This window comes from Streptomyces sp. NPDC043812 (assembly GCF_056436245.1).
Window position 1 is genome coordinate 30,493 of the sequence record NZ_JBWKCY010000039.1, and the last position, 21,221, is coordinate 51,713.

Sequence of the window (21,221 nt, forward strand, 5' to 3'; positions counted from 1 at the left end):
GCCTCGTACGGGCCATGGTGCCCCCCGCCTCGTGCAGAAGTTCTGCCGACGCGGCTACGTCCAGGGCATGCCTCCTGGACTCGTCACCGTCCAGGCAGTCGCTCCTGCACCTCCTGTAGTAGCCACCCGTTTCCGTCCGGGTCGCTGAACGAGGCGTAGGCCGCATAGCTGCGGCCGCCGTCCGGACTGCGGCCGTCGACCCGCACCTCAGCGCCGGTGTCGTAGACCTTGTGGAAGATCTCGCTCACCTCGACACCGCGGCCGACGAGGTCGGCGCGGGCTTTGTCGAGGTCGAAGACCACGAGGTAGCCCTCTGCGGATCCAGGCGCCGCGGAGGTGACCCCGCGGCCGAAGATGATCGAGCATTCCGACCCAGGCGGCGTCAGCTGAATGATCCGGAATTCCGGGCCGGCCTCGAAGTCCGCATCGAGCCGCCATCCCAGGCTCTGGTAGAAGCGCAGGGCACGGTCGACGTCAGCAACGGGGACAATGTGGATCTCGAGCTTCATATCCACGGTCGGCTCTTTGACGCCGCCCTGTGCACCGCTCTGCTCTTGAGTGCTCATATCGTTCTCCTGCGCCCGATGCCCAGAAATCCATGAGGACGACGCGGCCGCGCAGCCCTGGGCGGCCGAGCGGCTCGATATCGACGCCCCGCCGCGCGAGGGCACGTGTCGTCGGTCGGGCACGGTCCACCGGAGGGAGTGGAAGGCCGTGCGCAAGTCTTCCACGAGGAGTTCCGGCTGCTCCCAGGCGGCGAAGTGCCCGTCCCTGGGCAGCAGTTGCACTGTCAACCCCGTGCCACCGACATCTCCACGTTAGACCGATGGGGTACACGATGCACCCGGGAAGAACCCCCCGGGGTGCGTCCCGTGGCTCCACCGCCGGGGGCCGGACTTCGTAGGACGCGGTGGCACGGGCCCACCCGGATGTCTAGAATTCGTAAACGCACCAACCTCGAACTTTCGTGACGGGTCGTGAGTTCTTTCGGCGGCCTGATTCGGCCGGCCGGACCGGTAGCGGACAGACCACGGGCCCGGAATTCCGGATGTGCAGCTGACGCCCCCGGGGTCGGGATGCTCGATCCCGTTCGGCCGCGGAGGCACCCCTGCGGAAGCAGGCTCCGCCCAGGGCATGCACCTCGTCGTCCAAGACCTCGACCACACCCTTGCCCGACTGATCAGCCAGGATGTCGAGGTTGGCGAGATCTTCCACCGCGTCCACGACACCGGCGCCCCAGAACAGGTGGACGGCCCAGACCCTCATGGTCTCAGCCAGCACTCGTTCGCGACATTCAGCGACCCGGACGGCAAGGGGTGGCTGCTTCAAGAGGTCCGAGTGCGACAGCCTGGACGACGACGGCCGCAGAAGCGAGAAGATCACGCCACGGTGATCACCTGCGTGAGACCTGTCAAAGACCGAGGCAGGATCCCCAGGCGGCCGTGCGGCATGCGCTTCACACGAGCGCACCGGCACAGACCACAGACGCCGTCACCACCGCTGTCCCATCAGGACGGGCAGGGACGGCTGTTCGCCCCGAACCGGGGGCTCTGCGCACGCTCCTACCGCTGGTCCCGCCGTCGTCCACCCACGTCCTGCGATGCGGAGCATCCACGGAAATGGGACTCTTGAAGCTCAGCCTCGGGGTACGGATCACCGACTCGAGATTGACTGTTCAGCAGGAGGACCGCCCATGATCACAGTTATGCGGCCGCTTCTTCACGGCGCTGTTGCGGGACTCGCCGGTACGACCGCGCTCAACATCGCAGGTTTTGCCGACATCGCGATTCGAGGCCGGCCCATCAGCGATACACCTGAGATCACAGTGCGCAGGCTTGCCGCGAAGCTCCGTATTCGAATCCCCGGGGACGGTCAGATCCTGGAGAACCGGATCGCCGGCCTTGGCCCCTTGATCGGATACACCGTGGGGCTGGGCATGGGGGCGGCGCTGTCACTGGCACAGGCTGCTGGTTGGCCTCAGACGAGGGCTTCCCGCTATGCCGTTGCGTCTCTCTTTGCCCTAACTGCCACAAATGCGCCGATTGTTCTTTTGGGAATCTCGGATCCCCGGACCTGGGCAGCCTCGGACTGGGTCTCGGACATCATCCCGCATGTTCTCTTTGCGGCAGTCACGGTGCGCGTCCTTGACAAGCTGGAAGCAGCGGGCCCCAGGCGTTGATGGCCCAGATCCCGCAGTGACGCCCTCGGACAGCCCTTCACCCCACCTCGATGCGTCAGGGGTGATCGGTCTCCTCGGCCCAGCAGCTGCCGCCGGTGGGCCGGATCCCGAGCGGGCCGAACTCGCCGAAGGCGAAGACCCGGCCCGGGAAACGGTGCCTGTTCGGCGAACTCAGAGCCGCTGGGAAGCACTACCGGCGCAGTCGGCTTCCGCACCGTTGCGCCTCGGCATCTCGCTTCCGCGCTCTCGGGACGTGGCCGGCCAGGGCGCAGACGGCAACCTCTTCCAGCGCGTCGTGCCCGGCGCCACATCTGCTACGCCCTCGCCACACCTGCTACGCCCTCACACCCTCGAGGCACCCCAGGGCGACCGACACTCGGTTGCCCGGGTGTCCGCGGACCTGATACCAGCCGGACGAGGCGTCAGAGCTGCAGCGTTCACGATCCGGTCGAGGGGAGACGCGCGGCGCTGCGGTGTGTGGCGATGCCCACGGCCAGCAGCCAGTAACTGAGGATCGCACCCATCAGAGCGGTGGTGCCCCAGCCGTTCGCCGCGTAGAAGTGCGCGGGAGTGTTACCGAAGAACAAGGACGGCACAAAAGCCAGGTTGACCCCCGCCAGGACATACGCCGACCGGCCGGCCCATCGCGGCAGCATGTTCGTACGCGAGACGGCGTAGCCCACTGCGGTCAGGAAGAACGCCAGCATGAGGCGGGAGATCGATCCGTAGAGAATGTAGGTACCGCTGACGGTGATGGTCGGATCGATCGGATGGTCGGCTGCGATAACCGCACCGGCCTCCAGACCGCAGGAGACCAGGGTGATCGTCACGTAGACCAGTCCCGCGGCGAAGGCCATCGAACCGACCCACTCGTCTGCCGGGCTCACGCGCTTGACCAGTTCACGAAAGGCCGTCACGAACACGACCAGGAAAGCGAGCGCGACGATTCCGAACAGCAGCCTGGCCAGGACGTTCGCGTCCGGCGGCGCGCCCGAGTAGACGAAGTACAGGGGCACTTCGAAGATGAGAGCCAACGCCGCGGCGATCGCTGCGAAACCTGTGAGACGCCTGGCAAGGGTTTCCGTCATTGGTGTCCCCCGTGTCGTGTGTGAATGGGATTTCCCGTCGGTCCGTCTGCCGACGACATGAACCCTGCCGCTCACCGCGCCCGCCGTCACTGGCTCTGAGCACCGGATGAGAGGTGGCCCAAGCGACACCTACCCCGGTGGGAATGGGCCCCTGCAACCCCCGCAACTGCCGCACCACGCACGCGCACAGGACACCGACGAAAGCGGACGCGGGCTACTGCTGGTTGACCAGCCGGCCTGGCAGTGGGGCGCCGCGCCTCACACCGCCGGGAAGACCGTCTGGTTCGACATCGATCTGCCGAACCCGAACTCCTGAGTGGCGAGAGGGACGCATCGACGACGGCGAATTCCTGGCCCGCGATCACTACGAGGCACTCGTTGTCGGGAGCGCCTTCGGCGGCTCGGACGCCGCCTGTCGGCCGACCCAGGCAGGGGTGGACGTGGCGGTCATCGAACGCGGTGGGCGCCGGCCTGCGGCAGTTTCCCCCCGCGACCCGTCCCGGCTCGACGACGGCCGGCTCAGGGTCTGCGAGCACGGGCTCCACGATGCGACTGCGCGTGGCGACATCCTCGCCGTCCGAGCGGCCGGCCACGGCGGCGGCTCTCTGGTGTACACGAATGTCGCGATCAGGTCGCCGCAGGAGGTCTTCGACTCCCGCCGGCCGGCACAGCGACGTGCCCGCCCAGTCGACTGGGAGTACGTCGAGGGCGCGGGAGAGACGCTCGGACTCCTGGTCATCGATGCGTTGCAGTGCATCGGTGACGGCTCGCCCGTGCAGGTCTCGACGCCCTGGCCACAGCGATGCGGCGCGGCGGATCGCCATGCCGGTGGCGGGCGGGAAGGCAACGTCGGGAGTGATCGTGCCGTGGGCGTCCGGGCAGCGCGTGGCAAGGATGCCGGTGGCGAGTGTCTCGTCGAGCGTGCGGTGCCGCCAACTCAGAGCTCGGCGAGGTGTTTTGGCACGGGTCGGGGTGAGCAAGGCGGCGCGGTCACGACTCCAGAGGGTTGAGGTGCGTGACGCAGGACTGTTACTCAATGGGACTGCAGATCACAGCCTTCATCGTTCCCAGCCCAGAACCGAGAATCCACACCGGCCATCACAGCGGCGTTCAGAGGGCGGCGTCTGCATCCGGATCGCCAGTCGAGCGCTGGTCCTCAAACAGGGATTCCATATCAGCGCGTCGTTGAGCCGATCGTCGCTCAAAGCGCGAACGTGCGAGGTGATGGGCCTTGCGGAGCAGCTCGCGGACTGCCGCATCGGTCCGCCGGCCCGGATTCACCACCGCGAGCCAGCCAACGGAGCCGTAGACGGGGTGTGCAATCACCGCATCGGTGACGCTGGGGTCGTCACCGACGGCCGGTTCGCGCGGCGCGCGGCCCGTCCAGTTGATGAACGATTCCTTCCCAGCGGCCATACTGACGCGGAACGTATCCGGGCGGTCCAGGCGCGACCTCTCGTCGCCCGGCTGGTTCTTCGTCACGATCGTCGCGAACGGTTGGGTCGATTTCGGCACGACGCCCTCAGGAGAGTAGAAGAAGAACGTGTCCCCCCAGCTGATCTCTGGTGAGCCGTCGGCGGGTCCCGGCCTGATGGCCAGGACTCCATCGAGGTCCTGCAGGAAGTCGGTGATCTCGTCGATGGTCATGTCCTCAAGCGTTTCATTAAGGTGCTTGTGGAGACTTTGAGCCGAAAGGCAAAGGGGAACGGGTGCCAACTCTCAAGTCGTCGGCCATGCGCACAGTCGATGTCGCGCGACGTGCCGGATACTCGGTTCAGCAGGTGCGCAACCTCGAGCGCGACGGTGTGCTGCCGCCGGCGACACGCACAGCTGCGGGCTACCGGATGTACGGAGAGACTCACTTGCACTCCGCGCTGGCCTACCGAGCCCTCGCAGTCGGCACGGGTCCGGTCGAGGCCAAGCGGATCCTCCGTGCTGTGCATGAGTGCCCGACCTCGAAAGTACTTGCACTCCTCGACGCGGCACACGCCCAACTCGACCGGGAGCGCACGGACCTCAAGCTCGCCAAGGAAGCTGCAGCGGCTATCTCTGCCGAGCTGGTCGAGGACGTACATCCATCGGACTCGATGAGCGTCTCCGAACTCGCCGCCGCGCTCGGAGTGCGCCCATCGACATTGCGGCACTGGGATGCCGAGGGGCTGGTTGTTCCCGACCGGGTCCCCCCGCGAGGAACGCGACGATACTCACCGGCCCAAACTCGGGATGCCCGGATCGTGCACCAACTACGCAGCGCCGGGTACCGCATCGATCAGTTCCGTACCTTGATGCCGGGCCTGCGGCGCGGGCACCGGTCGGAAGACATCGGAGCCGCGCTGACGGCCCGAGATGTGAGCATCGCGGCTCGCTCCCGTGCCCTCCTCGACGCCGCCGTCGCGCTCAGTACAGTCCTCACAGCCAGTCGGGAAGCGGTGGTCGCTGATGATCACCACGGCTCCCAGACAGCAACCGCCCCCACTGACAACAATCCCCCACCGTCCCATGCAGCAGCTCCTGGGACTGACTCCTCTTCACAGAGGCGCCCGCCTCTGTGAAGACGGACCCCAAAGCGTGTTGCAGAAGGTTGCCTTCGGACAGATCGGAGGCGTGTTCGGGTGGTCCTGTTCACGTCGCGAGGGCGAGGTTGTGCATGTGGGGCCGCGGCCTGGACTACGTGGCAGCGAGATGGCGTGCGGCCCGGTAGGCGATGTCAAGTGTGTCGGTTCGCGTCGCCAGGCCACGCCACTGCTCCTGTGTACGACCGGACCGCAACCACGGCGGCGGACTACGAGCCCATGAGGGATCCTTCAGGTCTCCCGACACCATCCCGGGACTCGTACCTGGGAAACTCCTCAGAACTGCAGGTCGCGGCTTTCATCGGTAGCCCGAAGGACCCACCGATCGCAGGCCGGTGGGTCCTGCGATCAGGGGTGGCTGGGTGTAGCTCCCTCTCGGGGAGAGGCTGAGCTGAGGTGTTGTTCGGATATTCCCTGGCCGCCGCCGGCGGGTGGTGTTCATACTGCCGCAATGGATCCGGTGACTCTTGAGACCGACCGCCTGGTGCTGCGGGCCTTCGCGCCCGAGGACGTGGATGCGGTGCATGACGCATGCCAGGACGAGGACATCCAGTTCTACACGCCGGTTCCGGCGCCTTACCAGCGGAAGGACGCCGAGAAGAGCGTCTGCGAGAGCTGGCCCGATGGCTGGGCCACGGACAGGGACTACACCCTCGGTGCATTCCGCAAGGGCAGCGGGGCGCTCGTCGGCTCGTACTGCCTCACCAGGGTGAGCCGAGGTGTCTTCGAGCTCGGCTACTGGGCGGTCAAGGAGCAGCGCGGCCACGGCTATTCAGTCGAGGCTGCGCGGGCGCTGTGCGACTGGGGCTGGGCCACCCTCGACGTCCACCGCATCGAATGGTGGGCCATGGTCGGGAACACCGGCTCGCGTGCCATCGCCGAGAAGCTGGGCTTCACCGTCGAAGGGACGCTGCGCAGCCGCGGGATTGCCAACGACGGCAATCCGCACGACTGGTGGGTAGGCGGACTACTGACGCCCTGAAACTCGGAGCGATACGCAGCCGGCTGGGTGCGCACTTCTGCAAGGGCGTTCCTCTTCGCGTTGCTGGAGCGTGAGACCAGAGGTTGCCGACACGTACCTGCCCCGGCATGCAGCGGCTCGGGGAGGTCACCGGCCTGCGGGAGAGCCCCGGCCTGCTGCGACAGCGCGACATCCGCCCTGTGATCGCGGAGCGAGGCCAGCCGCACGGCACCGGCCCAGGGCCTGTCCGACGGGTCAGGCCCTGGTGCCTGTCCAACAGGGCTTCGGGCTTGCGCTTTCCGTTGCGGCAACTTCTACGGTCATGTGTGTGGCCGGAGAGACCGGCCCGGCGAGGGAGGCACCGCAATGGCCTGGTCGATCGCGGAGGTGGCGCGGATGTCCAAGGTGACATCGCGGACGCTGCGGCATTACGACGAGATCGGCCTGCTGCCGCCCGCATGGATCGGGAGCAACGGGCACCGCTACTACGAGGAGGCCGATCTGCTGCGGTTGCAGCAGATCCTGCTGATGCGGGAGCTGGACCTGGGGCTGCGCGAGATCCAGTCGGTCCTGGACAGCCAGCTCGACCAGGTGGCCGTGCTCCGTGAGCACCACCAACGGCTGCTCGCGGAACGGGACCGGCTGGAGACGCTGGCCCGTACGGTCGGCCGCACCATCGCCGAACTGGAAGAAGGTAAGGACAAGGGCCATATGACGAAGATCAACAAGCCGGAGAACCTGTTCGAGGGGTTCCAGCCCCCCTCCGAGGCCGAGGCCGAGGTACGGGAGCGGTGGCCGCAGGCGTGGGAGCAGTCCCGGCAGGCCGTCGAGGCGATGACCTCCGAGGACACGGAGCGCTGGCAGCGTGAGGTGACGGCGCAGATGATCCGTATGGCGGAGTTCATGGTGGCCGGCACGCCGGTGTCCGACCCTGCGGTACAGGCCGAGGTAGACGCCAACTACCAGGGCATCTACCGGTTCTGGACCCCGACCGCGGCCGCGTACAAGGGAGTGGGCCAGACCTATGTCGACGACCCGCAGATGCGGGCCAACTTCGACAAGATCGCCGACGGTCTCGCCGTCTACCAGCGCGATGCGATGACCGTGTACGCCGATGCCCGGCTGAGCTGACCGCACGCGCCTAAGGGCTGGTCGGCGGGTCATGAGCGCAGCCGGAGGCGAATGGCTGCGACGGTCACGGTGCCGTGGAAGATGTACGCCCCCGCCCCACACCAGCCGGAACGATCTCGCCAATCGCCGGTCACATGACCCATCGGACAGGCTCTAGGTGTATTGATCACGAGCGTTGTTGACACTCGTGGGTCTTGAACATGGCGAAGGCCTCCGGTGTGGTGGAGCTGTCTAGGAACACACCGCACGGAGGCCTTCGTGTCCCACCGTAATGCCCGGTTGACCGTCTTCGGGAGGCGCCTGCTGGTCGAACGTGTCGTATCCGGCCGTCCGGTCGCACATGTGGCAGCCGAGATGGGAATCTCCCGGGCCACGGCCCACAAATGGATGCGCCGGTGGCGGACCGAGGGCGAGGCCGACCTGCACGACCGGTCCAGCAGGCCCCTGACGACGCCGCACCGCAGCCCGCCCGACGTTGAGGCCCGGGTGTGCCGACTGCGGCAGGAACGCAAGCTGGGACCGGCCCGGATCGGCCCGGTCCTGGGCCTGCCTGCCTCGACCGTGCACCGGATCCTGACCCGCCACCGGCTGAACCGGCTGGCCTGGATCGACCGTCCGACCGGACAGATCATCCGCCGCTACGAACGCGAACGGCCCGGCGAGCTGATCCACGTCGACGTGAAGAAGCTCGGCCGGATCCCCGACGGCGGCGGCCACAGGACGTTGGGCCGCCAGGCGGGCCGGGCCACCCGCGGAAAGATGGGCTTCGACTACGTCCACTCGGCCGTCGACGACCACACCCGCCTCGCCTACAGCGAGATCCACCCCGACGAGAAAGTCGCAACCTGCGCAGGCTTCCTCACCCGCGCGGCCGCGTTCTTCCAGACCTGCGGCATCACCCGCATCGAACGCGTGCTCACCGACAACGCCTGGGCCTACCGCAAAGGCCTGGCCTGGAAGGACGCCCTCAACGCACTCGGCGCGACCGGCAGACTCACCCGCCCCTACCGGCCCCAGACCAACGGCAAGGTCGAACGCTTCAACCGCACCCTGCTCGACGAATGGGCCTACCTGCGGCCCTACACCAGCAACACCGAACGCACCGCAGCCCTGGCAGACTTCCTCCACACCTACAACCACCACCGCTGCCACACCGCACTCGCAGGCAAGCCACCCATCACCCGCGTCAACAACGCTCCAGGTCAATACACCTAGGCATCTTCCGCTGCGTCGTCGAGCGCACGATCTCGTGGCTGCACGGCTTCCGCCGCCTGCGCATCCGCTGGGAACGACGCGACGACATTCACGAAGCCTTACTCGGCCCGGCCGTCTGCCTGATCACCCACCGCCACGTCCAACGCCCTTGTCAGGACCTCAAGCCCCTTCCAAGGAAGCATCCTTCGAAGACGCGCCCTTCGGGTACCGGACGAAGAGAACGCCCTGGACCTCGCCCTCCGGTGCGCTGTAGAAGTGCGGGGCGTCGGCCGGCCAGTGCGCGTGGCCGCCGGGCCCGGCCGTCTGCGGCGCGTCCGGCAGGCCGACGACCGCCGTTCCGGAGAGCACCATCAGGCTCTCCGTGGTGTGGGGGACATGCGCGGCCGACTCCTGGGTTGCGCCCTCGGCGATGGTGACGCGGAAAACGTCGGTGGCCGCGCCCTCGTCCTCGTACCGCTCCAGGAGGACCGCGGTGACGGCGCTGCCGGAGACTCCGCCCGCGCCCGACGCGGCGCCGGGCGCCGGGTCGTCGAGGACGGCGCTGAGCGGGCGGCCGAGCGCGGTGGTCAGGGCGTAGAGCGTTTCCAGGGTGGGGTTGCGCCGGCCCGTCTCGAGTTCCGAGAGCGTGCCCTTGCCGACGCCCGAGCGGCGCGAGAGCTCCGACAGGGACAGGCCGTCGTCCTGCCGCAGCCGTTTCAGCCTGCGCCCCACCTCGTCGTTCAGACCCATCCACCCGGTTCCGTTCGTTTCTGCACCCACCGGCGCTTTGACGTGCCGCCACCTGCGTCCTTAGTGTTCCACAAACAGAACGATCCGTTTACGGAACGCCTGGAACCTGCTCTCCCACCCCCTCCGGAAGTGATTCCCGCATGTCCCCGCTCGCCCGCATACGCGCCACCGCACCGCCCTCGGCCGTGGCGGCGGGGCTCATCGCGGTCACCGTCGGCGTGACCAGTGCCGCTGCCCTCGCGTTCACCGCGGCGCGGGCCGCGGGGGCGGACGCGCAGGAGGTCTCTTCATGGATGCTGGCACTCGGGGTCGGAATCGCCGTGACCTGCGCGGGTCTGTCGCTGCGGTACAAGGCCCCGATCGTCACCTCCTGGTCGACGCCGGGAGCCGCGCTCCTCGCCACGAGCCTGAGCGGGGTGTCCATGGAGAAGGCCGTGGGTGCGTTCGTGTTCAGCGCCGTACTGATCATGGTGAGCGGTCTGACGGGATGGTTCGCGCGGATCATGGGCCGCATCCCGGTGCCGCTGGCGTCGGCGCTGCTCGGCGGTGTGCTGCTCGAGTTCGGGACGGGGCTCTTTTCCCAGATGGGAAGCAGTTTCGCGATCGCGTTTCCGGTGTTCGTGCTGTATCTCCTCACGCGTCGGCTGCTGCACCGCTACGCGGTCCTCATCGCGCTCGGCGGCGGAGTCGTCGCCTCCGTCCTCACCGGGGGCTGGCATCTGGAACGGGTCCGACTGTCGCTCGCGCAGCCGGTGTTCACGGCTCCCGAGTTCGACTGGAAGGTGCTGATCAGCGTCGGCGTGCCGCTGTTCGTCGTCACCATGGCCTCGCAGAATCTGCCGGGGGTCGCCGTGCTGCGCGGGTCCGGCTACGAGGTGCCCGTCTCCCCCGTCCTGACGTGGACGGGTGCCGTGCAGGCGGTGCTCGCGCCGTTCGGGGCATTCGGCATCAACCTGGCGGCGATGACCGCCGCGATCTGCACCGGCGACGGGGCCCACCCCGACCGGCAGCGGCGCTACCTCGCGGCCGTGTGGGCGGGCGTCTTCTACCTGTGCGTCGGCCTGCTCGGCGCGACCGTCGCCTCGCTGCTCACCGCGATGCCTCACGCGCTCGTCCTGGCCGTCGCCGGGGTCGGCCTGCTCGCCACGATCGAGGCGTCCCTGGCCAGTGCCCTGTCGGACCCCACGTCCAGGGAGGCGGCCGTCGTCACCTTCCTCGCCACGGCCTCCGGTGTGACGCTGCTCGGCATCGGATCCGCGTTCTGGGGGCTGCTCGCGGGCGTGCTCACCAGCGTCATCGCGTCGGTGGGACGGCGACGCCGAGCCGCCGCATCCACGCCCGCGCCAGACCCGCAGCCGGTCACGGCAGCCTCGCGCACACCTGAGCGCACCTCCGCGTGAACACCGACCACGCCGAGACCGCCGCGCCCTCGTCGGCCACGGCCTCGGTGTGCAGCCGCTCCCTGTCGAAGCCCTGCCGGGCCAGCCGCTCCCGGTCCCAGCCGGCGATCCGCTCGGCCTCCGCCTCCGGGTGAAACTGCACACCCCAGGCCCGCGCCCCGACCCGGGACACCTGGTGGGCAGGCCGCGCTGGACGCCAACCAGGAGATGTTGATGGCCGCGTAGCCGGTGTGTTGACGTCGGTGTCCGCGCGAACATCACGACCTGGCCAGGGCAGCTTCGCGCTCCGCACGAGACGCGTGAGCGACGGCCGGGAGATGACGCGGATTCACTGCGGCATGCGGTTCTACACGGGGGCGGGCGGCTGGGTGAGGAGGACCGGAAGGTCCCACGCCGTTCGAATGTCGTCGAGGATCGTATGCGTGCTGAACGGTGAAATGACGAGCTCCTGACGTGCTTCGGCAAGCCTCCCCACCTCACCGTTCGCCCCCTTGTCCCGGGCCCGCTCACGACGGTTCTCGAAGTCGGGCCTGCCGAAGATCTGTATGAGCGTCAGAGAGAAGTAGATGCACGCCACCACCTCGCGCCACAGTGCCCCCTGCCCGGTATCGGGGGCGCCTGACTCGACGACCTGACCCAGCCCCGGACCGGGAGTGGCCGGCACAGGGGCGAGGCTGTCGGCCAGGTCCTGCAGACGTTCCTGGATCCTCGACTCGGTCACCTCGTTCCCGATGTGCAGCATGCGCACCATCACATGCAACTTGTGCAGCAGAGGACCGCTCTCCGGCCGCCCGGCATCCTCCAGAGCGAGCAGTGCGCGGAACCCTTCCAGGGTGCCCGCCAGTTCCTCCTGGATCAGTCGATGGGTGAGATCCTCCAGCTCCGGCTGTCCCAGGCTGCGCTCCACCTCGGCGAGCCGGCGGGCGTAGCGGATCAAGTCGCGCGGAATCCCACCCGAAAGGGCATGCGCCAGCAGCACGAAAGGCGGGGCAAGATGGGGTGCGCGGCGCGCCAGGATGCCGCGTGATTCCTCCACGGTGCGGGGCGGGAGATAGAGAATGTCGTCGAGGGAGCTGTCGGTGGCATCGCGGTACTGGAGACCGCGCCGGACGAATGCGGCGCCGATGTCCTCGGCAATGGACACCAAGTAGTAGACATTGCGGACGCCGAAGACGGCCTTGATCTGGCCCAGAAATCTGCGCGCCGTCACGGTGTCCCCGACACGGTCGAGCTCGTCGACCGCGATGACGAGGCGTGCCCCCTCCCGGCCCACCTCCTCGGCGATGTCCGCCACGACACGGCGGAACTCCGCGACCAGTTCGGGGAAGGTGAAGGGCAGCGACGACACCGCTGTGGTCCGGGTGCCCCCGGCGCCGGCGCCGAGGATCGGGGGCAATGTGAGGGTGGTGCCGGACGTCGTGCTCTGGACGGTGCGCAGCCTGAGCAGCAGGCGCCGGCACTCGTCGGTAAGAGATGGGGGCTCCATCGCCCTTGGGCGCAGCGACGGCAGGAAATGCAGCCCGGCGAGGATGAGAAGGAGGCCCGGTGCCCACGGGTGAGCACGCCACAATGCGGCGACGTGATCGAGGAGGTCGAGCCCGTCACTACGCAGGCGTGCCAGGTCGACCGGCGCGGTGAATCGTCCGCGCAGCCACAGGACGAACTGGTACAGGCCCGCGGTCAATGCTGTGAGGGCGATCACCAGCCTGGCCAGCCGCCCGAGCACTCGCAGCATCGACCGGACGATCGTCCGCCTGCGGACCCGCTGGAAGAGACCGACGTCCGGGCCGGCGTCTCCGAAGCGCCTGAGGTAGCGGGCACACACCTCACTGAACATTGTCAGCAGGAACTCGTGGGGGCTGTACTCGGCCGGTGTGCTCACGAACACGGACAGATCTCTCGGCTCCGTGATCTGGTCGACGGAACACACACGCAGCAGGGTCGACTTGCCGGCGCCGCGCGGTCCGCAGACCGCGATCGTCCCGCCGTCGATCCGGTTCATCATTCCCTCCAGCTGCTGCTGGGCTGCAGTAGGGACGACAAGCCCGGAGTTGTCCTGGACGACTCTCAGCCAGTCGCCCGAGGCAGCCGTGAGTAGTTGGTCCCACTCGTCGCCGAGCATCTCTCGGGCAGCCTGGTGCATCTGCGGACGGATCCCGTTCCGCACCATGGCCCACCGCCACAGCAGACGCCGTTCCTCCAGCCGCCCTTCCCACAGACGAAGCACCGCCCGGAACCAGACCGCGCCGGCAAGCCCCCTCACGCGGCGGCGCGCGTCCGGCCTCGCAGCGGCGCCGAGCGCGACGAGCGGCACGGCGTAACCCCAGTCGATCAAACCACCGCGGAACGCCCAGAGATCGACGACGAGCCAAACCAGCCCCATGGCCAACGCAGCAGCTCCAGCCGCAACGACGAGCCCGACGCCGGAGGCCTGCCGCGCAGCCGACAGCTCGCGACGGAGTTCGCGGACCCGCCGGACGGCCTCCCGGTAGCAGGCGTACTGCGCAAGCGATGCGTCATGTACCCGGGCGGCGAACTCGCCTTGATGGGCGGCCTCCTGAAGGGCATCGGGCGACAGATACAGACGCAGGCCGTAGTACTGGTAGAACTCCGAGTCCCATAGACAACCGCGGACCACGTTGCGGTACAGCTGCGCATCGTCAGGGTCTTCCCAGGGCCATGCCGCCGTCCTGTGATGATGCGACGTCATGCTCTCCCCCATTACTCCTGTGCACACGTCGGCTGGCAGCCTAGATCTGGGGCAGGCCGGCCGTACAGGACGCATGGTGCGGCCGCGGCACGCTCGTGGCCTGGTTGCAGGCGGCTCGTTCGGCCGTTCCCGCCGCGCGGGAGGCACAACGACCGGTTCATGTGCTGCGGAACAATCCAGGCCGGCCTGGTCGAGGCGGCGGCTTCGTCCGTGCGCAACGAGATCGGCACACCGCATGTGTTGCCGACAACCCCGTCCCATAGTGCAGACGTCAGATGCCATGCGTATCCACTGTGAGGAGGCGATGGTGCTCGGAAGGGGCACGTGGTTGCTCGTGGGCGCCATGCTTTTCTGAACACATGGGTATGCAGGGCTTTATGCCGACAGGCATTTGGTCCCGCAGTGTGTCCCCATTCTCCCCACACCCTGGTCAAGCAGCCGAGAGCGGTGTCGTTTCGGAGCCCTCCCGGGCCGCAGCGACGTAGGAGTGACGGTCGCGGACTCCTCCGACGGGCCCGATGAGCACGGATGGCCCATCGGTGGTTTCGTAGAAGTAAGCGACGTCGACCACAGATCCGAGGTGGGCACGATGCCTGACTTCAAACTTGGCGATCCGCTGGATGAGTACGCGGACGACGTCATCAAGATGCCACCCCCGGTCGTTTTCCGGTCACAGCCCGATAGCTACGTGCTCCTGAAGACCCCAGAGCAACTGCGGGCTTGGGAGCAGGCGGTCCGGCAGACCACAGGGCTTGAGATCGTGGCCGAGAATCTCGCAGGTGTGGCCTCCGAAACCGGGTGCTCGTATGGTGAGGCGAGCCACAGCGACGACTGCGGACTGGCGTGATACTGGCCGTCTCGGTCCGCGACGACCTCCACGCCCTCGCTGTGCAACATGCGGTACGCAGCAGGGGAAAGCACGAATTCCACATTGTGGAGAGCGACACCATCGCTGGTAGGCCGTCGCTGTCCTGGTACTCGCACAGCGACGAAGGTGCCCATAAGAATGGGACCGCGACCCTCCTGACCTCCGAGGGCGTCGCTGTCGCGCCTGAGGAGGCTGCTGTCCTGTGGTGGCGGCGCCCCAGGGCCGATCAGGAGATCGCCGCGCACGCGGGCAGTACCCATGAGCGCAGTCTCGTGAACAACGACTGTCGCGGTGCCCTCGGAGGCATCCTTGCCGCCGCTTTTCACGGCCAGTGGATCTCACCACCCGAGGCGACCGATGGGGCTGCCGACAAGGTGTACCAACTCGCGGTGGCGCGGGACGCCGGCTTCCGCGTACCACGCACCCTCATCTCCCAGTCACGAGCGGACGTCATAGCCTTCACACGGCAGGTCGGGCGAACCATCGTCAAACCGGTCGTCGGCGCCCGCGGGCCGTCCCTCTGGACACGCTGGGTCGATGACCCCGAATCGATCCCAGCGGCGTCTTTCGAGGTATGTCCTGCCACTTACCAGGAGTACATCGAGGGCTGTCGGCACGTCAGACTCAACTGCTTCGGCGAGCGAATGTACGCCGCGCTCATCGAGACGGAAGAACTCGACTGGCGGCCTGACCTCCAAGTACCCATATCTCCCTGGCCCGTTCCCGAGGACGTCCGCCGCCAAGTGGACACGGTCCTGCGCCGACTGCGGCTACGCATGGGTGTAGTGGATCTGAAGCTGACGCCGGACGGGCAGCCGGTATGGCTCGAGGTGAACCCACAGGGCCAGTTCCTGTTCCTGGAACCACTCACGGGCGAACCGCTGACCGAGCACTTCGCTGACTTCCTGCTCTCTGCTGCCGGCACATCGCGCAACGAACAGAATTGACGCCGACACCACCAGCAGGCCTCCAGCCCCGACACAGGGCCGGTACGTACCGAGACCGGCCGGTCGGAGGACACAATCTGCCGCAGTAGGCAGAGAGCGGCGGGCCGGGGCAGAATGGGGATCTGCTGGAGGGCCTGGGTGAATCTGCCGCCCAACGCATAGCGAAGAAAGCCCGTTTGCCAAGACCTGTAACGGTCGGGCAGGTCACGCCCACGGCATGCCGGTGCGAATCTCGTGGACCATCCCGTTGACGACCTTCCGGTCGTCCGCCCTCGGCCGAGGAAATGGACGGAGCGAGTAAATCCCGCTGCTGATCGGTGAGTTCATACAACGTCCTAGGATCGCGTAGCGGTCCCGCACCCCTCGTCCGCGGCCATCATCCGCTCGTTCATCGAGGTGCTGCGATCGTACGGATCGACCTCGGGACCCGAGCCCGATTCCACCGCCGGGCCGAATCCGGGGGTGAGGTATCCGGTGGAGATGTCGCAGCCTCCGTTGGTCATGTCCACCTTGTACGAGACGAGGGAGAAGGTGCCCGGTTCGGTGATGACCTTCGCCGGATCGTCCCAGCTCACCACCACCTCACGCCGCACGATCGTGCGCACGACTTCGTCGCCGCCTGCTGCCGGGGCGACCGGGTACACGTACGTGACGTCCCCGGTCACCTGGAGAGCGCCCCGCTCGCCCTCCCGGTACGTGAGCCGGCCGCGTGTCTTGACCACGTCTCCGACGAGGCGCGCGTACGAAGTGTCGAACCGGCTGAAGAGCAGGAGCGGGTCGTTGTCCGCGCTCGGACTGCGAAACGCTGTCTTCAGGAAGGTCTGCACGTCCTGCTGGTGAGGATTGATCAGAGCGATCGCCTTGTCGGGGTGCTCGCCCCGCAGCACCTTCGGATCCAGACTGGCCGTGGCGAGGAAGTCCCGAGTCTGCGCCAGGGCGCGCTCCACCTGCGTCCGGCTCATCCACCCGGTGTCGCCGGCCTCCGGCACCGTGATCCCGGCAGCGCCGTTCGCCCAACGGGCCGCAGGAGAGCCCTTGAACGGCTCGTGGAGAGTGGGCCGTCGAGGGCTGTGCGCAGGAGGCGCCTCGTCGGGGCGCTGCGACTCCGAGGCGAGTGGCGCCCCGGCCCGCTCCTCGCCGCCGATCCAGTCGACCACCCGTCCCGGGTCCAGTGCCACGACCAGCAGCGCCACCAAAGCCAGCAGACCTGCGGCGTACCAGACCTTCCTCCGCCTAGGCCCGACCGCCGGAGTGTACGTGCGCCACCCCGCTACGCCGCCGGGCTCATTGCGCAGCCGCGTCGCAACGGCTCGGGCCCGCGCCGACGGTTCCTTGGGCGCATCCGCGGCACCGGCCATGGAGTCCCGGAGGAACCGCTCCCACTCCTCGTCGGGTACCGACGAACCGCTCTGCTCCCCGCCCGCGTTCACACCGAACTCCTCGTATGTTCCCCACCACCGCGCCCCTCCCCAGGGCCGCGCTTCCGCATGATCGCACGACGCCCGGCGGCGATCGCGAGGCGGGGGCCGGGCCAGGGCGGGACTGCGCCGCAGGGGGCGACACCAGAGCGAGGTCGCGTAGACCATGGACGACCCGGGCTGCATAGCGCTTCCGGGGGACGGAGGCCACTGGCCCGCGGCCCTCACGACCGGCAGGCAGTGAGAGCCGCGGATCACATACGTCAGGTGAGTGGCCCGGGGAGAGCGGAAGGGCCGGCGTGAGAGTCAGCAGACCCGGATGCCGTCGGCTTTGTCGTTGTCGGCGCTGCCGACGTAGGAGTCCCGCGACGGAGCGGTGGAGGACCAGATCTGAGACCAGGCGCTGCCGGTCCAGTTGTAGACCTTGGTTACGGTGCCGCGGGTCTGGTTGTTGTGCCAGGACGACGTCTTGTCGTTGAAGTTCCAGTCGGAGAGGTCGTTGAAAGCGCAGTCCGACCAGGTCAGTCGACGGCCGTCGTAGCCGGAGTGCTCGTAGAGACAGGTCCACTGATAATCACAGTTGGGTGAACCCAGCGTCCCGACTGGCTCGTCGACAGCGCGGGCCCGCTTCTCGGCGACCCGACCCGGGCCTGGCAACTCGTCGTCCTCGCCGTCACATCCATGGCATGCGGCGCGATCCTCGCCATCACACAACGCACCCGCCGCCGCTCAGCCGGCGACTGAGACCTCGATCGTGCGGCGGTACGGCGGCTGCCAGTCCGCCGCCATCCGGCCAGATCGCAAGCCGGGCGCAGACGCTTCCGCCCGGCTTCCCATCCAGCTGTCGGACAGGTCGTCTGCCGGCCATGTGGTAACCCCGACGTGCGCACACACTGCGCCCGTGTGGATCGATGTCTACTCCTTCGACACCGCCGAGAACGCGCGTGTGGCGTTCAAGGGCCACGCGGCCAGCAGCGACGCCACAAGCCCCAAGCGCCTCCGGAGCCGTTGCAGTACAGCAACGAAGTACTGTGACCATCGCGACCGCAGCTGACCGCCACTGGCCGTAAGACCACCGATGACCGGCCGCGCAGACCTCAGCGACCGCCCCGCCCGTAGTTCGCATCGAGAGGGTTCCCGTGACACAGGCGTGCCAGATGGAGCGAGGGCTCAAAAAGCGCGCGGGACTAGGGGGTGTCAGTGCTCGGGCATAGCGTCTTGCGCATGACGAACCGACCCACTGACAACTGGCGTGCCTGGATGGCCGAGACATCCCGCGAGGTGGCGGCCGGGGCCTTGGATCCGGAGTGCGCCGGGGTTGCGGAGCTTTACCCAGAGTCGTTGTTGCGGGCGACCGACATCACCCTGAAGGCGTTCGAGGACGAGGTGCGCGCGCTGCGGGAGCCATCCGACGAGGTTGTCTTCGGGACAGTCGAGAGGGTGGTTCTCGCGCTCAACGCGATCGATGGGGACGGCCGGCATGGCGCCGCTGGCTTCTGCACGGAGGAGCGGGAGCAGCTGTGCGAGTACATCGACATCTCCTTGAGCGAGCACGGTGTGGACGTGACTGCTCTGGCGGCCAGGCGGGGCATCGACCGGGCGGAGATCACGGACCGCTGGCGCGACTGGTGATGGTCGTGCTGTACGACAGCGAAGTACCGCAACCTCGGCAACCACCCCCGTTCGCTACCGTCCCTCCGGGGTCTCGTAGCGGCCGGCGTGGACGTCGCTGTCCGATCCGGCAGGAGCCACGGATCAGAAGGCAGCCGAGTTGTGCCCGATCCGTGCCCAATGAGGTGGGAACCACGGGCAACAGCGTCTGCTGGACCAGACTTTCGGGCCTGGCTCCAGCACCCACTGCGGCTGCTCAGGGGCCACAGCAGGATGTCGAAGCACGGTGATTCCCAAGCTCAGGGCTCGTCTACGCGACCGTTCAGATGGAAGAGAAGCCACTCGAGCCAGTCCGCCGTGATTCCCAGGGACGAGGCCCAACCGTGCATGGAGCAGACGTAGGTGGCGTATCGGGTCGGCCAACGGCGAGTGCCGGCAGCCCTCCAACTGGACCATCCGAGGGCGTTCAACGAACGAAGGACCCGATCGTCGAGGATCAGGGCCCGGTCACACGTGGCGTCGCGTTCGTCCACGGCCGCGAACCACTTCGTGAAGAAGGATCGTCCCACCCCGTTGAGGACGAACTGCCGGTAGGCCCAGCTCAGGTCGCCGTCTCGGACCGCTTCGCGCGTGGTCCGGAGGACATCGGGCATGCGGGCATCGGACAGGGCCGCTTCGGTGTACCGCGGCCCGCGTCCGTTCGTGGTGCCCGAGCCCCAGATCATGACGGCTACGAACAGGTCGCGCAGGCAGTCGGTACCGTCGCCACGGTCACGGAGGTCGGCCAAGTCGTCCCGGCTAATGAGACGGTCACCCCTCGGCCCGTTCGCACATACAACGCCGATATCGAGTACGTGCGCCGCTCCGTGCGGCTCCAGCCGTGAGCGCCATGTACCCGGGCGGAAGCACACTGGCTTCTGTTCACAATCGCCGTAGCGAGTCACGAGCTTCTGAAGCTGTTCCATCATGCTCCCCCTGGCCATGACGGCGGCGTGCCCTGTGCCCTTGCGGGCCAGTGCCGTGGGCCCTCCTCGATACGAGGATGCTAGCGAGTGGGCCCTACCGCCAGTCTCAGTTTCCGTATCATTCAGTGCAGTTCGCGGCCGTTCAGGCGAGACCGAAGCCGGTAGAGCTGGCGGGCACCGCGCGAGAGTTGGACGAGCCCGTCCGAGACGTGCGCGGGTACGAGTACGCGGTGATCAAGTGATCACGCGCTCTTCCCCCTATGTCGCACACAGACCAAGGCCTCGGCAAGCTCTCTCCGAAACGCCCGCTCGCCGACTTGGACGACGAGCGGGCGCGACCACCGGTCAGCTAACTCTGATCGGCTTTGTGCTTGGTGGCGAGGGACTGCGGCCGCTCGCGCACCATCACCTCGTTGAAACTCACGCGTTCATCAGATCCTTCGGCTCGGCGCGGTGGCGGCCCTTGGACAGAGTCGTCTTGGCCGTCAGGCCTCGGGACTGCCACGCGTTGTCTCGGAGCTTGAACAGAGCCCAGTAGCGGGTAGGGCACAGCAGCACGATGTTCATGAACACAGCCGTCGGAGTTCCGACAAGCCACGAGCGCCACCGCTGGCGCGTGGTCATGTCCGGCCGCATGAGCACGTACAGGCCCGACTGGCCGTACCGGACCACGAGGTAGACCCCGAGGTAGACCATGGCCACGCCGGGGTTGTGGTACCGGCCGCCCAGGGTCATCAGCGTCATCACAAGGGTCCAGGCCAGCATCACGGGGGTGATGACGAGCTGGAGCAGACCGAAAGTCGGCGAGATGAGTTGCTTCAGGGACAACCGCGAGTAGACGAACGGCAGCATCCACCACCATGACCGGGCCCAGCGCAGGCGCTGACGGTAGGTCTTCTTCAGCGTGGTCGGCATGTCGGTGATCACGCCGGCCTCGTTGACGGCCACGACTTCACCGCGCATGAGTGCCCGCAGCGCCAGCCATCGATCGTCGCCCGTTCCGCACTCCACCTCGTAGGCGTCCAGGTGGTCGTAGAGCAGCTCGGCCCTGTAGAGAGCAAGTGCGCCCGAAGTGGTCTCCAGCGCTCCGAGCATGGAACGCGAAGACCGCATCATTACGCACGAGGTGCCGATGTCGATGTCCGCAGCCCTGGAGACCCAGGTCTCCTCGAAGTTGCGGATGTAGATCATCCCAGTGGTGGCCTGGATCTTCGGATTGCTCATGGCCCGGAGCTGCTGCTCCAGTGCGTCCGGGAAGGGCTCGCCGTCCGAGTCGATGGTGAGAATGAAGTCGAAGTGCTTCCTTTGCGCCTGAAGGTGGCGGAGCACCGTGAACCGTTCCGGGTTCGGTAGAGACTCTATTCCGTGAAAGGATTGAGTCATGGCACGCCCCTCCTCCTACCCTTCTGAGCTGCGCAAACGAGCG

At 67.4% G+C, this 21,221-nt stretch carries 20 protein-coding genes and 1 pseudogene; 11 read left to right on the forward strand and 10 right to left on the reverse strand.

Annotated features, from left to right (window positions below):
• Positions 1-83 precede the first annotated feature (83 nt).
• Positions 84-788: a VOC family protein gene (locus AC067Z_RS35605; RefSeq protein ID WP_478793781.1), complete on the reverse strand. Its 705-nt coding sequence runs from the start codon at positions 786-788 to the stop codon at positions 84-86.
• Between the two features lie 905 nt (positions 789-1,693).
• On the opposite strand from AC067Z_RS35605, the gene AC067Z_RS35610 reads away from it, so the two are divergent.
• Positions 1,694-2,179 (forward strand): hypothetical protein, encoded by a 486-nt coding sequence (locus AC067Z_RS35610; RefSeq protein ID WP_478793782.1) that lies wholly within the window; start codon positions 1,694-1,696, stop codon positions 2,177-2,179.
• A gap of 437 nt (positions 2,180-2,616) precedes the next feature.
• Here the strand turns inward: AC067Z_RS35610 and AC067Z_RS35615 are convergent, their stop codons facing one another.
• Positions 2,617-3,267 (reverse strand): hypothetical protein, encoded by a 651-nt coding sequence (locus tag AC067Z_RS35615; protein WP_478793783.1) that lies wholly within the window; start codon positions 3,265-3,267, stop codon positions 2,617-2,619.
• Between the two features lie 440 nt (positions 3,268-3,707).
• Between AC067Z_RS35615 and AC067Z_RS35620 the strand changes: the two genes are divergently transcribed.
• Positions 3,708-4,277 (forward strand): hypothetical protein, encoded by a 570-nt coding sequence (locus AC067Z_RS35620; protein WP_478793784.1) that lies wholly within the window; start codon positions 3,708-3,710, stop codon positions 4,275-4,277.
• A 100-nt stretch (positions 4,278-4,377) separates the two neighbouring features.
• Here the strand turns inward: AC067Z_RS35620 and AC067Z_RS35625 are convergent, their stop codons facing one another.
• Positions 4,378-4,914, reverse strand: coding sequence for a DUF6194 family protein (locus tag AC067Z_RS35625; RefSeq protein ID WP_478793785.1), 537 nt, complete (start codon positions 4,912-4,914; stop codon positions 4,378-4,380).
• 86 nt (positions 4,915-5,000) lie between these two features.
• Between AC067Z_RS35625 and AC067Z_RS35630 the strand changes: the two genes are divergently transcribed.
• The 5 genes and pseudogenes from AC067Z_RS35630 to AC067Z_RS35650 all read left to right on the forward strand — a co-directional run.
• On the forward strand, positions 5,001-5,819 hold the full coding sequence (locus tag AC067Z_RS35630) for a MerR family transcriptional regulator (RefSeq protein ID WP_478793801.1): 819 nt from the start codon (positions 5,001-5,003) through the stop codon (positions 5,817-5,819).
• Positions 5,820-6,291: 472 nt separating this feature from the next.
• Entirely contained in the window at positions 6,292-6,822 is a 531-nt protein-coding gene (locus AC067Z_RS35635; RefSeq protein WP_478793786.1) for a GNAT family N-acetyltransferase, read from the forward strand.
• Between the two features lie 345 nt (positions 6,823-7,167).
• Positions 7,168-7,932 (forward strand): MerR family transcriptional regulator, encoded by a 765-nt coding sequence (locus AC067Z_RS35640; RefSeq protein ID WP_478793787.1) that lies wholly within the window; start codon positions 7,168-7,170, stop codon positions 7,930-7,932.
• A gap of 258 nt (positions 7,933-8,190) precedes the next feature.
• Positions 8,191-9,147: an IS481 family transposase gene (locus tag AC067Z_RS35645; protein ID WP_478793788.1), complete on the forward strand. Its 957-nt coding sequence runs from the start codon at positions 8,191-8,193 to the stop codon at positions 9,145-9,147.
• Positions 9,144-9,290: pseudogene (locus tag AC067Z_RS35650) on the forward strand (transposase); the annotation flags it as partial. The gene AC067Z_RS35645 and the pseudogene AC067Z_RS35650, both read left to right, overlap by 4 nt.
• A gap of 16 nt (positions 9,291-9,306) precedes the next feature.
• Here the strand turns inward: AC067Z_RS35650 and AC067Z_RS35655 are convergent.
• On the reverse strand, positions 9,307-9,876 hold the full coding sequence (locus AC067Z_RS35655; RefSeq protein ID WP_478793789.1) for a helix-turn-helix domain-containing protein: 570 nt from the start codon (positions 9,874-9,876) through the stop codon (positions 9,307-9,309).
• A 140-nt stretch (positions 9,877-10,016) separates the two neighbouring features.
• Between AC067Z_RS35655 and AC067Z_RS35660 the strand changes: the two genes are divergently transcribed.
• The gene (locus tag AC067Z_RS35660; protein ID WP_478793790.1) at positions 10,017-11,276 is read left to right on the forward strand and encodes a benzoate/H(+) symporter BenE family transporter; all 1,260 of its coding nucleotides are present in this window, start codon (positions 10,017-10,019) and stop codon (positions 11,274-11,276) included.
• On the opposite strand, the gene AC067Z_RS35665 is transcribed toward AC067Z_RS35660, so the two are convergent.
• Together AC067Z_RS35665 and AC067Z_RS35670 are read right to left on the reverse strand one after the other, a co-directional pair.
• Positions 11,236-11,418, reverse strand: coding sequence for a hypothetical protein (locus AC067Z_RS35665; RefSeq protein WP_478793791.1), 183 nt, complete (start codon positions 11,416-11,418; stop codon positions 11,236-11,238). The genes AC067Z_RS35660 and AC067Z_RS35665 overlap by 41 nt on opposite strands.
• Positions 11,419-11,622: 204 nt before the next feature.
• Positions 11,623-13,986 (reverse strand): P-loop NTPase fold protein, encoded by a 2,364-nt coding sequence (locus AC067Z_RS35670; RefSeq protein ID WP_478793792.1) that lies wholly within the window; start codon positions 13,984-13,986, stop codon positions 11,623-11,625.
• 487 nt (positions 13,987-14,473) lie between these two features.
• Between AC067Z_RS35670 and AC067Z_RS35675 the strand changes: the two genes are divergently transcribed.
• Both AC067Z_RS35675 and AC067Z_RS35680 read left to right on the forward strand, forming a co-directional pair.
• Entirely contained in the window at positions 14,474-14,833 is a 360-nt protein-coding gene (locus AC067Z_RS35675) for a hypothetical protein (RefSeq protein ID WP_478793793.1), read from the forward strand.
• A complete protein-coding gene (locus tag AC067Z_RS35680) occupies positions 14,830-15,801 on the forward strand; it encodes an ATP-grasp domain-containing protein (RefSeq protein ID WP_478793794.1) in 972 nt (323 codons plus the stop codon). Before AC067Z_RS35675 ends, AC067Z_RS35680 begins: the two co-directional genes overlap by 4 nt.
• A 335-nt stretch (positions 15,802-16,136) precedes the next feature.
• Here the strand turns inward: AC067Z_RS35680 and AC067Z_RS35685 are convergent, their stop codons facing one another.
• Both AC067Z_RS35685 and AC067Z_RS35690 read right to left on the reverse strand, forming a co-directional pair.
• On the reverse strand, positions 16,137-17,231 hold the full coding sequence (locus AC067Z_RS35685) for a hypothetical protein (protein WP_478793795.1): 1,095 nt from the start codon (positions 17,229-17,231) through the stop codon (positions 16,137-16,139).
• 294 nt (positions 17,232-17,525) lie between these two features.
• Entirely contained in the window at positions 17,526-17,876 is a 351-nt protein-coding gene (locus AC067Z_RS35690) for a peptidase inhibitor family I36 protein (protein WP_478793796.1), read from the reverse strand.
• A 567-nt stretch (positions 17,877-18,443) separates the two neighbouring features.
• Between AC067Z_RS35690 and AC067Z_RS35695 the strand changes: the two genes are divergently transcribed.
• Complete coding sequence (locus tag AC067Z_RS35695) at positions 18,444-18,851, forward strand: hypothetical protein (RefSeq protein WP_478793797.1); 408 nt, start codon at positions 18,444-18,446, stop codon at positions 18,849-18,851.
• A 278-nt stretch (positions 18,852-19,129) separates the two neighbouring features.
• Here AC067Z_RS35695 and AC067Z_RS35700 read toward each other — a convergent pair whose 3' ends face one another.
• Both AC067Z_RS35700 and AC067Z_RS35705 read right to left on the reverse strand, forming a co-directional pair.
• A complete protein-coding gene (locus AC067Z_RS35700; protein ID WP_478793798.1) occupies positions 19,130-19,813 on the reverse strand; it encodes an 8-oxoguanine DNA glycosylase OGG fold protein in 684 nt (227 codons plus the stop codon).
• A gap of 402 nt (positions 19,814-20,215) precedes the next feature.
• Positions 20,216-21,124, reverse strand: a complete 909-nt coding sequence (locus AC067Z_RS35705) for a glycosyltransferase family 2 protein (protein WP_478793799.1) — start codon at positions 21,122-21,124, stop codon at positions 20,216-20,218.
• Positions 21,125-21,221: the final 97 nt, after the last annotated feature.